The organism is Flavobacterium sp. (assembly GCF_039930565.1).
GTDB lineage: Bacteria > Bacteroidota > Bacteroidia > Flavobacteriales > Flavobacteriaceae > Flavobacterium.
The window spans coordinates 121,173-135,624 of record NZ_JBDTTP010000002.1; the positions used below are offsets into that span (position 1 = coordinate 121,173).

General features: G+C 29.4%; 14 protein-coding genes. All 14 read right to left on the reverse strand.

The genetic code is table 11. The features are described from left to right. Positions 1-7: 7 nt before the first annotated feature. Positions 8-925 carry a glycosyltransferase gene (locus tag ABI657_RS01330; RefSeq protein ID WP_348095430.1) on the reverse strand — a complete coding sequence of 306 codons (918 nt, stop codon included), beginning with the start codon at positions 923-925 and terminating at the stop codon, positions 8-10. 2 nt (positions 926-927) lie between these two features. After that, on the reverse strand, positions 928-1,938 hold the full coding sequence (locus ABI657_RS01335; protein WP_348095431.1) for a glycosyltransferase family 2 protein: 1,011 nt from the start codon (positions 1,936-1,938) through the stop codon (positions 928-930). Positions 1,939-1,946: 8 nt separating this feature from the next. Continuing rightward, positions 1,947-2,798, reverse strand: coding sequence for an FkbM family methyltransferase (locus ABI657_RS01340; protein WP_348095432.1), 852 nt, complete (start codon positions 2,796-2,798; stop codon positions 1,947-1,949). A 212-nt stretch (positions 2,799-3,010) separates the two neighbouring features. Beyond that, positions 3,011-3,793 carry a glycosyltransferase gene (locus tag ABI657_RS01345; RefSeq protein WP_348095433.1) on the reverse strand — a complete coding sequence of 261 codons (783 nt, stop codon included), beginning with the start codon at positions 3,791-3,793 and terminating at the stop codon, positions 3,011-3,013. Continuing rightward, the gene (locus ABI657_RS01350; protein ID WP_348095434.1) at positions 3,790-4,602 is read right to left on the reverse strand and encodes a glycosyltransferase; all 813 of its coding nucleotides are present in this window, start codon (positions 4,600-4,602) and stop codon (positions 3,790-3,792) included. The genes ABI657_RS01345 and ABI657_RS01350 overlap by 4 nt, the downstream gene beginning before the upstream one ends. A gap of 2 nt (positions 4,603-4,604) precedes the next feature. After that, positions 4,605-5,495 carry a glycosyltransferase family 2 protein gene (locus ABI657_RS01355; protein ID WP_348095435.1) on the reverse strand — a complete coding sequence of 297 codons (891 nt, stop codon included), beginning with the start codon at positions 5,493-5,495 and terminating at the stop codon, positions 4,605-4,607. Further along, positions 5,495-6,382, reverse strand: a complete 888-nt coding sequence (locus ABI657_RS01360) for a glycosyltransferase (protein ID WP_348095436.1) — start codon at positions 6,380-6,382, stop codon at positions 5,495-5,497. The genes ABI657_RS01355 and ABI657_RS01360 overlap by 1 nt, the downstream gene beginning before the upstream one ends. A 31-nt stretch (positions 6,383-6,413) precedes the next feature. Continuing rightward, positions 6,414-7,061 carry an acetyltransferase gene (locus ABI657_RS01365; protein WP_348095437.1) on the reverse strand — a complete coding sequence of 216 codons (648 nt, stop codon included), beginning with the start codon at positions 7,059-7,061 and terminating at the stop codon, positions 6,414-6,416. Continuing rightward, positions 7,055-8,131, reverse strand: coding sequence for a DegT/DnrJ/EryC1/StrS family aminotransferase (locus ABI657_RS01370; RefSeq protein ID WP_348095438.1), 1,077 nt, complete (start codon positions 8,129-8,131; stop codon positions 7,055-7,057). Before ABI657_RS01370 ends, ABI657_RS01365 begins: the two co-directional genes overlap by 7 nt. A gap of 1 nt (position 8,132) precedes the next feature. Next, on the reverse strand, positions 8,133-9,350 hold the full coding sequence (locus tag ABI657_RS01375) for a glycosyltransferase family 4 protein (protein WP_348095439.1): 1,218 nt from the start codon (positions 9,348-9,350) through the stop codon (positions 8,133-8,135). Positions 9,351-9,365: 15 nt separating this feature from the next. After that, entirely contained in the window at positions 9,366-10,106 is a 741-nt protein-coding gene (locus tag ABI657_RS01380; protein ID WP_348095440.1) for a class I SAM-dependent methyltransferase, read from the reverse strand. Positions 10,107-10,141: 35 nt separating this feature from the next. Next, a complete protein-coding gene (locus ABI657_RS01385; RefSeq protein WP_348095441.1) occupies positions 10,142-11,419 on the reverse strand; it encodes an ABC transporter ATP-binding protein in 1,278 nt (425 codons plus the stop codon). 56 nt (positions 11,420-11,475) lie between these two features. Then, a complete protein-coding gene (locus tag ABI657_RS01390) occupies positions 11,476-12,339 on the reverse strand; it encodes an ABC transporter permease (protein WP_348095442.1) in 864 nt (287 codons plus the stop codon). Positions 12,340-12,459: 120 nt separating this feature from the next. Further along, positions 12,460-14,427, reverse strand: a complete 1,968-nt coding sequence (locus ABI657_RS01395; RefSeq protein ID WP_348095443.1) for a nucleoside-diphosphate sugar epimerase/dehydratase — start codon at positions 14,425-14,427, stop codon at positions 12,460-12,462. Between the last annotated feature and the right edge of the window lie 25 nt (positions 14,428-14,452).

Genomic DNA, 14,452 nt, shown 5'->3' on the forward strand with positions numbered 1-14,452 from the left:
ATAAAATCTAAATATTATTTTTTGGATGCCAATATAACTTTGTATCCATCAGGTTGTTGTAATCTCTATATTCCTCCAATGATAATCTGTTACTGTATTTTATGATTTTTGGTATTGCCCAAAATAAGTCAAAAGCCGCTAAAATTATGACAACTAATGCTTTTAAATCTCCTTTAAATACTTTTGTTTTTAATTGAATCCAAATAGAATACATTATTTTTTTAGGAATGTATCGTATGGGATAAAACAAAAAATACAAATACCATCCTGATCGTAAAGAGCGTCTTTGGCGAATATAATAATCGGCATTATTTTTCCGGGATTTTATATCTACTCTGTGATTAACCAACACTTCAGGCAAATAATGAACTTCCCATTTATTTTTAAATAATTGATACGAAGCAAAATCTTCTTCTCCATAAAAAACAAACCACGAAGGATAATCAGGAATGTCCTGCCAGGCATCCATACGCCAAACATTCCCGCAACCTACAAAGCTTTTCATTCTGTGTGAAACTTCATTGCAAATGGTTGTTTTAGGCTCTTCCGGATTCCAAAAAATCCTAAAACCAAGTAATCCTATTTTTGAGTTTTGACGAAATGCATTTTCTATTATTTCTAAAGGATTCTGTGTAATAAAATGTAAATCATCATCAATAGAAATAGCATATTCAGAAGTAACCAAACTCATTAATCTGTTTCTGCTGTAGATTAATCCTTTACTTACCGGATTCTGAATCAATTGAATGTCAGGATAATTTTCTTTTATATAAGAAACCGTTTCATCTGTAGAGCCATCATCGCAAATAATACAGTCGACTTCTTTTCTATCCAATAAAAATTGAATTTTCTTTAAAGTAAAACTCAAATCATTCAATCGATTTTTAGTAGTAATGAGTATAGAAAACTTTTTTTTGATGCTCATCCTCAGTAATTTTCAGTCATGGATTGAGGCAGTTTTTTATATTTTAAAAACAACTTCATTATCCACTTTACAGATAGGAACTTTACAAAAAGCCTGTTTTTTATAAAATACAAAAATCTACTTTGCTTTCTGTTTTTATTAAAATTCGAAGATATCATTTCGGTATCAGATTTTAACTCGTTTATAGGAGCCATCCAATCTTCGTAAGTGTTTCCTAAGTGATAGGCATAGTTATCATGGGTAGTTAACCGCCAATAATCTTTTTTGAGTGGTAATCGATCCAAATAACCTTCACTGTTTCCTCCCATTTTATAACCTATATAAGTTACTATTTCTGAAAACATATCTTTTTTGTATGTGGCTACAAAATGTCCGGATCCAACCAAAACTTTAAAATCTGAATTGATTTCTAATCCCAAAGCGTATTTTAAATAATCGTGATTATAATTTCTGTCCCAGCCTATACTATCATAAAACTTTATTAAGTCGGTAGAATTTTTTACAGGAATAAATTTTAGTTGAGAACTTAACAGATTGTCATAAAGAACATTTCCGCAATTACTTTCATACATTTTAAATTGAGGTACAATGCCTACTACTCCTGCTTTTGGAACTGCTGCAAAAACCTTTACGGTTTCGTTTTGCCAATTCGGTAAAAACTGCACATCCGAATCTGAAATCGTTACTAATTCTATATTATTTCCTGCCAAACCCTTAAGAATAGCATTAAGTTTACCAATATTTTCCGTATGAATAAGTTCGTGAATTTTGTTTTCTTTAAAAAGCGAATCCAAATAATTAGAAATTATGGCTTCGCTTCCGTTATTTACAATTGTTATAAAAGTTTTATCATGTGTTGTTGCAAATAATGATTCTAAACTTAGCTTTAAAATCGCAAAACTATCTTTAAAATAGCCTTCCTGATTGGGAATATAGACAGGAATAATAATTTGGTGTAAATATGTTGAATTATTATTTGGTTGATCTTTATATGGGTTGTAACCTACTCGCATATTAACAATTAAATTGTATAGTTTTCGATATTTTTCTTTGCATCTAAACCTTTAAGAAAAACATAATCACCACTTCCTTTAAAATTATCTACTTTACATAAACTAGTATCATCAATTATTTTATATATCTCATTAAAATTATTATTTTTCAAATTATGGGTGATTTCATTACAAATTGACAGCCCATTATTTTCTTCTAAAAGTTCTATTATTACTATACAATTTTGTGTTTGTCTACAAATACTTTCAGCCCCGTCGATAACTTCTTTTTCATAACCTTCTACATCAATTTTTATAATGAGATTATTACAATTGATATTGTACTTAAAGACATCTATAGTTGTTATTGGTATATTTATTTTTTTCTGACTTCCTGCAAAATTATTTTTCAGGGAATGTTTTCCTTTGTTCCATCCTTCGTTAATATTTAAGATCTTATTGTCAGACAAATTACCCAATCCCATTTTAAATGGTCTTATATTAACAAAATCATTTAAAATTATATTCTTAACAAATTGCTGATAATTAAAAAGCTCCGGTTCAAATGAATAAATTTCGATATCTGGATTTGAATTTGCTGCGGTTAATGAATGTAATCCTATGTTTGCTCCAGCATCAATAAAATTATATCCTTTAGAAGCATAAGACTTTATCAATTCTAAAACCATCACTTCATTATAATTATCAAAAAAAACTCCTGATTCAATTGATGTTCTTATTCCTGCCTGAACCAAAAAACCATTAAAAGAAACTTTAATTTTATCTTCCCCAATTATTCTTTTAATCACTTTTTTTAAAAGATCACTTTTTTTACAATTCTTGTATATAAATAACAACAACCTTACGATTTTTTTTTTCACTATAATATTAAATTAATTTTTTTACAAAATATTTATTATTCATCTTCTAAATGATTATCAAAATACTCAATCTTTTTATAAAATTTATTCTATCTAGGTTTAAATTTTTCGATATATTCAATTTGCCTTATTTTTAAGTTAAATATATTTATGGATTATAAACATCAAAAATATTTCACCAACTTTATAAGGATAATAACTTATTCTACTATTTAGAATCTTTTTGGTTTATTTGTTAAAAATTTAATCATAAAAAAGAATCTTTTAAATATGTATAAAATTTCAATAAAATAATTGAGGGTTGTTTTTAAAAATGAATGTGAAAAACCTTTGAAAGATTTAAATATGGTAAAATTAGTATGATGCAATTGATAACTTCCAATTGTTTCGCTTTTAAACCTGAAAAAGTTTTGTGCTTTTGTTCTATGTATCTGATAACAAAAAATTGAAGAAACAAACTCTATTTTATAGCCTGATGCTATAACTCTCTTGCTCCATTCCTTATCTTCGAAAGTAGTAATATCTGATTTAAATGGATGTTTCTCCCAAACCCTTTTATTAAAAGCGGAACCTGCAAAAATTAGTCCTGCCCTATTGTAATCGTCAATAGAGGAAATGTTATTTATGTAAGCTGAATAGTCATTTATATTATGCAAACAACGTAAACCTGCTAATTCTTCCTCTCTTCCTTCAAACTTTTCTTTTATCAATTTAAAAAAGTCATGACTCACCGGAAATGAGTGTGCACTAAATATAACAACAATATCATTTTTTGCTTTTTCAGCTGCTAAATTTGCACTTCCTCCATAGCTAAAATTCTCAATTGTGATGAACTTTGCATTGTATTTTTCAGTGATGATTTTACTGTCATCTGTAGACAAATTATCCAAAACAATTATTTCATTAATATCTGCTGAATATCTTTGATTCAGGTTTCTAAGTAAAAATTCTAAAGCTTTTTCCTGATTTTTATTTCTTACTACTACACTAATCATAATACCTTTTTAATTTTTACGTATAATTTAAATATCCAAAGCTTTTTAACTTTTTGATTGAAAGCCTTTAATTCTATATTTTCCTGAAAAGCCAATATTGGATTTCCGAATTGAGCATCGTAAATTTTTTTGTTTTTATTATAAATAGAATCATATAAACTATTATAAAAAGCATTATCTATTCTAAAATTATTAGTCAAACTACCTTTTTCATGTTTTCTGTAAAAGTATAATTCCTCTGAAATTTTAACAACTGTACTTTGAGGATTCAAAATCCTAATCCAAAAATCCCAATCCTCAAATGACTTTAAATTTTCATCATATCCTCCAACAGCAATCCAATCGGATTTTTTAAATGCACTACAAATTACAAAACAATTTTGAACTAGTAATCTTTTATAGCTGTAAGTAGGTAATTGATATATGCCCTTCATAACTCCAAAAAAGGTAACATCACAGTAAATTAATTGGGGACAATTGGAACTATCAAATCTTAAAATAACTTTTTCAATTAATGTTGAATCAATTTTATCATCTGCATCTAATTGCAAAATAAATTCTCCTTTTGCATTGCCAATCCCATTATTTCTAGCCGCACTAACTCCTTTATTTTTTTGATAAATATACTTATAGCGTGAATCTTTCTCTAACCATTTTTCTGCTATTTCGTGTGTATCATCCGAACTTCCATCGTTCACAATAATACATTCCCAATTTTTATAAGTTTGTGTAAATACGGAAGTTAAGGCCTCATCTAAATATTGGGCTTGCATATAACACGGTATAATTACAGAGATTAAAGGATGCATAATTATCTATTGATATAAATTCTTCGGAAAAATTTGGCTAAATTCAGCAAATCAGTTTTTAATATATGCCATTTAAATATTTTTAAAAACATAAAAAAACTTTTGCTCTCAAAATAATCACGTTCAACTCTAGCTATTATTTTTATTCTTTGTGTTTTAGAAAAGTATGAAATATATTTATCTGAAATAGTATAATAAAAAAGTTTTGATGCTGTTTTCTTTTGGTAATTATTATCCTTGTTTCCCGATATACTTTTTTCACTAAGTCTTATATATAATTTTGCAGAATTTATAGTGTAAATCCTTTTAAAATCAGAAAACTCTAACCAAGCCATATCGTCACTGTGCCAGGCTAAAGGGTATTCTCTAAATCCAAATTTAAAAAGCGATTTTCTTTTAACTATATATTCGGAAAGTGAACTTCTGGTCTTTCCCATAAATTTTCTCCAAAAAGCGTCCACTGCTTTCTCTAATTTTGGGTGAAAATAAATATCCGAAATATATTGACCATTCACATCAATAATTCGTGTTGCAAACCGTATCACATCAACTTTTTCTTGTTCTATTTCATCTAAATTATTATAAAAAGCCTCAACAACGTTCTCTTCAAGAACATCATCATCCCCTAAAATCATAATCCAATCTTCATCTCTTATTAAATTAATGCATCTTTTCCATTGACTGACCAATGATTGACTTCCAAGATTATTTTCAAAACGATGATATTCAAAGTTAAGTAATCCCTTAAAATCATCTAATAAATTATCTGGATTTTCCGGACTAGCATCATCACCTATATACACTTTAAACTGTTGATTTGTTTGATTAAGCAAAGAATCTAATGTTTCCTTAAAAAAACAACTTTTGTAGTATGGTATAACTATGGCTAGCATTACGTTAATAATTTAGTAATTATTTTTTTTAATATTTTAGAAGGATTTCTATGATTGTCTTCAATAAACTTTATTGTTTTAAAAAAAATATGATTAGAAATAAAAAAACTTTCATATTGGTTTTCAATTATTTTTTCTAAAACCATGACAGAAAATAATTGCCTCTCAAAAATGATTTTCTTTATTTTTTCATCTTTCAGATATGAAAGCAAACAGGTAAAAAGTGTAAGATTGCTTTTTGCCATTATTAATGATGAGTTCCCTGAAAACACGCCCACTCCATATCTATAAACTGACATCTTTTCATCTATATATTTTAATTTTCCATGCTGTGCCAACATCATGTATAAAAAGAAATCACCGATAGGGCTGTTTTTAAACTCAAAAGGATAATCATTAATTATATTTCTAAAAACAACAGAAGGGGTATGGATATAATTCCCTAACCTTGCTAATGTTTCTATAGTTTTATAATTATCAGGTACTTTAGTAATAAAGTCATCAACAATTTCACCATCAGGTTTTAGAATATTTACTTGATGAAAACACAATACGTAATCAGGATTAGCCTCTAAAAAATCTACTTGTTTTTGCAGTTTAAAAGGATCAGTCCAATAATCATCGCCTTCGCAAAGGGCAACATATTTTCCTTTACATTTCTTTAATGCATCAATAAAATTAGGCATCATACCTGTATTTTTTTCATGTTTAAAATATTTAATCCATGAAGCTTTAGGATGGTTTAATAAAATTTCCTGAATAACTTCATCCGTTTGGTCCGGAGAACAATCATTAGCCAAAATAAGCTCGACTTCAAAATTACATTCCTGCATTAAAACACCTTCAATAGCTTTACGAATGTACTTTTCATGCCCATAAGTAATCATGCAAACGCTAACTTTCAAATCTTGCTGCATACTAAAAATCTAATGGCATTAATTCTTTTATTATTTTTGCTGGTGTTCCAACTGCAACACAATTATCCGGAATGTCTTTTGTAACTACAGAGCCCGCACCAATAATAACATTTTTACCAATTACGACGTCTGGTAATATGGTTGCATTAGCTCCTATTTGAGAAAACGAACCTACTTTACATCTTCCTAATAAGGTGGCATTTGGAGAAATCTCTACAAAATCACCCACATTACAATCATGAGTAATTATTGAATTATAGTAAATAATACAACCCATGCCTAGTTTTACACTATTTGACAAAATAGCTCCGGAAAGAATATTTGTTCCCTGACCTATTTGAACATCATAAAAACCTATATCTGCCAAAGGGCTTATTACGGAAGTAAAACCTCCGCCAAATAAAATAAATTTATCATATAGTTTTTTTCTCAAAGCAGGATTACCAATTCCTATTGTAAATCGATTATCTAAAGTTTTAAAATATTCAACAGCATCAGCAGGTGTTTTTAAAATTGGAAAATTCTCAAATAAATTCCCTTTTATATCTTCATTCAGGTCGTCAAAAAAAACTAAATTTTCCAATTGATTCAATTGTTGAACAACCTGTAATACTTCTTTTGCGAATCCTTTCGCGCCAACAATTAACATAAGCTTTTATTTACCAAAGTAATTATTCTGGCAGCATCTGTTACGGATAAGTTTACATATAAAGGCAGACATAAAATTCTGGATGCTATACTTTCAGAAATTGGCATTGCCAGGCCGTTTGTATATTCTATTGTATTTAAGGAAGGGTAAAAATAACGTCTCGGAAAAATTTGATTTTCATTTAATGCTTTCTGCACCAGGAGTAATTGTTCTTCATTTTCAAAAATTACAGGGTAATAACTATAATTCCAAACGGTGTTTGCTCTTATTTTTAAACCTTGGATCTTTGAAAAATCCAGTTTATCATTATAATAGTCAACTACTTTTTTCCGCTCATTAATTATCGTATCAATATAAGGTAAAACAGCCAACCCCATTGCCGCCTGCAACTCAGACATTTTTCCGTTTATGCCTAAACCATGAAATGCCAAAGGCCCGTTATGTCCAAAATTATGGCTGTAAAATAATTGATGTTGTAAATCCTTATTTTTAGCAAACATGGCTCCACCTTCTCCTGTATGAAATAATTTTGTTGCATGAAAACTACAAGTGCTTACGTCACCGTAATCAAAAATTGATTTGTCATTGTACTTAACGCCAAAACAATGAGCCGCATCATAAATAACTTTTAAATTGTGTTTTTTAGCAATCGCTTCAATTGCAATAACATTACATGGATTTCCAAAAACGTGTGTAGCCAGAATAGCGGTTGTTTTATTTGTAATGGCAGCCTCAATTTTGGTTTCATCAATTGTTAAATACTCAGGATCGATGTCTACAAAAACAGGAGTACAATTTTCCCAAACTATAGCGGCTGAAGTGGCCGCATAGCTAAAAGGTGTTGTAATTACCTCGCCTTTATTGGCTAACAATTTTAAAGCAATTTGTAAAGGAATTGTCCCATTGTTGGTAACTAAAATAGTAGTACTAGATAAATATGTTCTTAACTTTTCTTCTAATTCTAAAACTAATTCTCCGCGGTTAGTTAACCATTCATTATCCCATGCACGTTGTACCTGCTGGTTGTATTCATTAATAGGCGGGAGAAAAGTCTTGGTTACGTTTATCATGTTATTTGCTTTCAATTTCTTCAGATAGTAATTTTATTCGGGGATTCATTTGATAATCGTTAGAATAAATTTCTAAAAATTTATTTCTTCCTTTTTGAGATATAGCCAATAGTATTTCAGGATTTTGTATCAAGTTTATTATTTCTTTCTCAATTGAACTCACATCACCATTGGTAATAATAATTTCCTCGCCGTTTTCAAAAACTGTATTTTGGTTCAGATTGTCTGTAACAATAGCAACAACATTATTTACAACAGCTTCTATTACGGTACCTAAAGGAAAACCATCAAATGCTCCTTTTCCGTACAAGAAAGGTTTATTGGGTGATACAATGACATCCATTTGCTGATAAATTGCAGCTAAATTATCAAAGTTTTGATAGCCATAAAATGTAATTTTCCCTTCTAATAGAGTAACATCTATTTCTTCTTTATCAAAACCGCCAACAACGTGAAAACGAATAAAATCGTATTTTTCGATTAAACTGTGTGCTAATGCAATAAATACATCATAACCTTTATCCAGTCCTTTTGGCATATATTTAGCTGCACAAAATACAATATCAAATGTTTCCTTATTTGGATATTTATTTTTAACCGGTAAATTTGTATTTAAAGAAAGCTGAGGTACTACACAACCAAAAACATATTCTATTTTATTTGCTTCGCAAAAATTATTTTTGATTAAATAATCTTTGGTGTACAATTGTGTTACAATAACTTTTCTAAATTGGGGTGATGCTAATACTTTTTGTAATTTTTGATCACTTATCAAGTCTTCTACCTGAAATCCGCCTCCTGGGTATAGTGTAAATATAAATGGAATTTTATGTTTTTCTAACCACAATAAATTTTCATATATATTAGAAAGAAACACGCAATAAAAAAGTTTGGTATTTATGTTTACAAATACTGTTTTTTGTATGATTTTATTTTCTAAGGCTGGGAATTTAGATTTAAATTCAGAAACGTGAATTTTATGAATTGTAGCATCCGTTTTTAATGCCGGATAAGATAACGGTTCTACAAAAATTTTAGATTTGGTGAAAGCATTTAGCAAAGTTTTAAACTCTTCATATCTAAAACCAGAAATTGGGTGTGGAAAAATATCATCATAAATAAATAAATCATTTTTATAAATGCTCTTAACAAACCTAGTTCTTGAAAAAATGGCATTTATTTTTTTTCTGATTTTTCTTCTAAATTTATATAGAATCATCTTTTATGAATAGATTTATTTACTTTTGATTTTTTTAAAAATATTTTTAAGTATTTTTACTTCCTTAGTAGAAACTCCTTTTGCAAAAAGAGCAAAATCATTGGTTCCAGTAATAAATTTATCTATTAACATCATCTCTTTACTTAATAAAGAAAGTGCTGGCTGAACTGAATCCCAAGAAATATCATCTAAAACAATAAAACTTTTATTATCTAATAATGGCAAATAATTATTAACATCTTCCATTACAAATTTTGTATCATGATTTCCATCTATATGAACTAAACCAAACTTAGTATTATTGTTTTTAAAATCAATCGCAGCTTCAGATGATTTTTTTCTTATCAAAACGCAATTATTTTGGTAATTGTTATCTTCAATAATATTTGTTACATCATCGTATAACTTTTGAAAATCAGTAAAAGTTATAAAGTCATCTAATTGTTTTTGTAAATCCGGACGATCATTTTGGACAGCAGCTTCATTACTATACGGATCAATTCCAAATGCTAAACCATTAGAATATAATTTATGTGCGATCGCCTGTGGAAAAAGAGACCTACCTCTATAAACTCCAATATCAGCAGTGTTTTTTAATTCAAATTCCCCAATAACTAAGCCCATTAGAAGAGCCTTTTGGTGACTACACCCACCTCCAAAATCCTGTGGAATTAAAGAATGCATTTTTTTAATTTTATCTCTTAAAATATTTTTAGTAGATTTATTTTTGAAAATATCTATAATTCTTTGTAACATCTTTTTATTTTTATTAATTATTGTTTCTGTTTTTTTTAATTAAATATTTTTCTTGTAAAATCAAATTTCAAAGATGGTCTTATATAACCAGCCCATTCTCCATAATAATTAATTCCAACTCTAAAATCAACCAACTCTAAATTAACAATATTGCTAATTGTTAAAAGCGATACATTGTTACTTACAAAATGCAGGTCAATACAATACATCTTACTATTTAAAAAATTGGCTGGTAAAATCAATTCGGAAATATAATCGCCTTTGAGAGAAAATTTTACCGGGGTAATTTGGCTAAAGATTACTGTATCATCTGTAAATGATTTAAAATTAATAGCCAGATTAAAATTATCAACATCTTTAAAAGTTGAAAAATTTATTTTAATTATTAGTTCTTCTTTTATAGTATAAAAAGTTTCGTTAGAGCCAGATATAATTTCAACCGAATTTAACCTAACTAATTTATTTCCGTAAACAAGAGAATTTTGATCAAAATATTTAGGATATGTATCGTCAAGCTCATCTATAGAAATATATCTGTTAATCGAATCTTCAATACTACCATCAAAAACTACTGTTCCATTTTGTAAAACAATACCTCTTGTACACAAACTTTTTATTGCTGCCATATTATGACTTACAAACAAAACCGTCCTGCCGCCTTGTTTTGAAATATCCTGCATTTTTCCAATCGCTTTTTTCTGGAATTCGGCATCACCAACAGCCAAAACCTCATCGATAACTAAAATTTCAGGTTCAAGAAAAGCGGCAACTGCAAATGCCAAACGAACAGTCATTCCTGAACTGTATCTTTTTACGGGAGTATCTATATAACGTTCGCAACCGGAGAATTCAATAATTTCGTGTAATTTTGAAGTAATTTCTTTTTTAGTCATTCCAAGGATAGCTCCGTTTAAAAAGATATTTTCTCTCCCTGTCATTTCACCATTAAATCCTGTACCCACTTCCAGAAGTGAAGCAATACGACCTCGGGATTTTATTATTCCTGTTGTTGGAGCCGTTACTTTAGAAAGGATTTTTAAAAGTGTTGATTTTCCTGCTCCATTCTTGCCAATAATACCCAGAACCTCCCCTCGTTCAACTTCGAAGTTAATATCCTGTAAAGCCCAAACGTAATCGCTTTCTCCTTTGGTACTCCTGTCATTAGTATCACCTATTTTTAAATATGGATTTTCCTTACCGCGTATTTTATGCCACCACCGATTTAAATCGTGGCTCAATGTTCCTGTTCCCACTTGTCCTAAACGGTATTGTTTAGAAATGTTTTCGGCTTTTAATATAATATCCTTTTCCAATTATGAATTATAAATTGTAAATTATTAAAACACTTTTTCTTATTAAATATTGTCTTCTAGACAGTATCAATAAAACTTTTTTCAGTTTTATTAAAAATTAAAATTCCAATAAAAAATATAATAATTGTCACTGCCAGAGTATACACCAATCCGAGTATAGAAACTTTTCCCACATTCAAAAGCATATATCGTGAGGTTTCGATTACATAAGCCAAGGGATTATATTCAACAAGCCACGCCATTTTTGGTAATTTTTCTTTTAACAATTCCATAGGATACATAACAGCCGACAAGTACATTAGCAGCTGTATCCCAAATCCAATTAAATGAGTAAAATCGCGATATTTAGTGACCATAGAAGAAATTAACATTCCCAAGCCTAATCCTAATATACCCATTATGGCAATTAAAACCGGAAAGAGAACAACCAAACCGTTTAACTTTAAATCATATCCAATAATATAATAATAAATGTAAAAGGCTATAAAAATCAGGAATTGAATTCCAAATTTTATCAAATTCGAAATTACAATTGAAAGTGGTGTTATGATTCTGGGAAAATATACCTTCCCGAAAATACTGGCATTCGCCTTAAAAGTATCTGAAGTTCCGGTAAGACAGGCTGTAAAATAATTCCAAACCGTAATGCCAGCCAGATTAAATAGAAACGGAGGAATCCCTCCTGTTTTAATACCCGCTACATTATTAAAAATTATTGTAAAAGTTACTGAAGTAAACAAGGGTTGAATTAAGTACCAAAGTGGCCCTAAAACGGTTTGTTTATAAACTGTAATTACATCTCTCTTTACAAATAATAATAGTAAATCTCGATATTGCCAAACTTCTTTAAAATTTAGTGAAAAGAAGTTATTTTTTGGCGTTATTTCAAATAGCCAATCGTTACTATTTCTAATATTCATTATAATTAAACTAAATATATTACAGTTAAAAACTTATTGTATTTTATATCAAAAAGGCTTAAAAACAGAGGATACTTTTACAGAAAACACCTTTAATATTTTTAAATACAGCTATACCAGTTATTTGTCCAAAACCTCAAAAGTAGAATTCATACTTTTAAATTCAGGTACAATTTTTTTCATTTTAGTAACTATATCATCATTATCATAGAAGTTGGCAATGCTAATCAATTGCTCTACTTCAATATGAAGGTTTTCATATTCATCCTGAATTTCCTGTGCAATCATAATTTTGTTATGATGAGTAGGCAGTGTTTTTGAAGTATCGTTTAATAATTCTTCATATAATTTTTCACCAGGACGTAAGCCTACTATTTTGATCTTTATTTCTTTTTCAGGAATAAATCCTGCTAACTTAATCATCTTTTTGGCCAGGTCAATTATTTTTACGGGCTTGCCCATATCAAAAATATAAATCTCACCACCGTTACCCATGGCACCAGCTTCTAAAACTAATTGACAAGCTTCAGGGATGGTCATGAAATAGCGAATAATATCCTGATGCGTAATCGTAACCGGACCACCTTCTGCAATTTGTTTCGTAAATAATGGCACAACTGAACCATTTGAACCTAAAACATTTCCAAATCGGGTTGTAATAAATTTTGTTGCTTTTTCTATTTTTTCATCCTGGTTTTTTAAGAATAAAGACTGCACGTATTTTTCTGCAATTCTTTTACTGGCTCCCATAACATTGCTTGGATTGACAGCCTTATCTGTTGACACCATTACAAATTTCTTTACCTTATACTTGCAAGATAAATCAGCAAGGTTTTTTGTCCCTTTTACATTTGTTAATATTGCCTGTGAGGGGTTTTCTTCCATCAAAGGAACATGTTTGTAAGCCGCAGCGTGAAAAACCACCTGAGGCCCATAATCTTTAAATACTTTTTCTAGAGCTGTTTTACTCTTTACATCTGCAATTACAGCTTTTATGGTAGTATTTGACTCAATCGTTAAAGTTTCTAAACATAGGTGATGGAGAGGTGTTTCGGCATGATCCAGAATTACGATCATTTTCGGATTAAATCCTAAAACCTGTCTGGTTATTTCACTGCCAATAGAACCTGCTGCACCCGTAATAAGTATAACTTTGTCTTTTAACTGTTTAGAAATAGATTTACTGTCCAATACAATTGGTTTTCTTTCCAGCAAATCTTCAATTTGAATGTTTTTAACTTTTTGTGAAATTTCCTTTTGATTTTCCCAGTCTGAAATCAACGGTACGGTATATACTCTGTAGTTAAATTCCAGACACTGGTCTACAATGGTTAATTGATCCTCTTTGGATAAACTCTTATCTGCTATGATAACTCCTTCAGCAGCTACAGAACGCATTAGTGCAGGAAGTTTTTTCTTTTGAATAAGGATAGGCAAATCTAACATCCTCTTAGATGCGTTTTGACTGTTTTTATCAACAAAACCAACGATTTTAAAACGCGAAGGTGTTTCGAATTTTAAAGCATTGGCTACTGAAATAGCGTTAGCATCAGTACCATAAATTACTGTCCTGATTAATTTAGAGTTTGTTTTTTCTGAAAAATAAATTTCAAATGTTTGCTTTACAATGACACGATATAAAAATAACCCGCAAAAAGACAGCACAAGATTAATGAACAGTGCCGTATTTAAAAAAGCTTTACGACCAGTATACAACTCAAATATCAAATTAAAAAATAAGAAAAAAACCAAAACTGACATTTGAGAAAACAAAAGTTTTATCGCATCAATATAGGAGGAGTGCCGGATGATACCAGAATATGTCCTAAATAACCAAAAGAAAAAAACATTTATAAAAATTAAACAAAAAACAAAATAAAAATAATGTGACGTAATAATATATCCTAATGCTGTTCCTTCAAACAACATATATGTGAAAGTAAATGAAAAAATAAGAACCATTACATCAATACCAACGATAATCCATCTCGGCAAATAACTGAGATTATTAATATGTGCTTTTAAATTTCTTGGCGAGAAATAATTATGCAGCAATGTGGCTATCCTGGTTGGTTTATCTGTATCCAAATTAAGTGTTTTAGTATTAAAAACT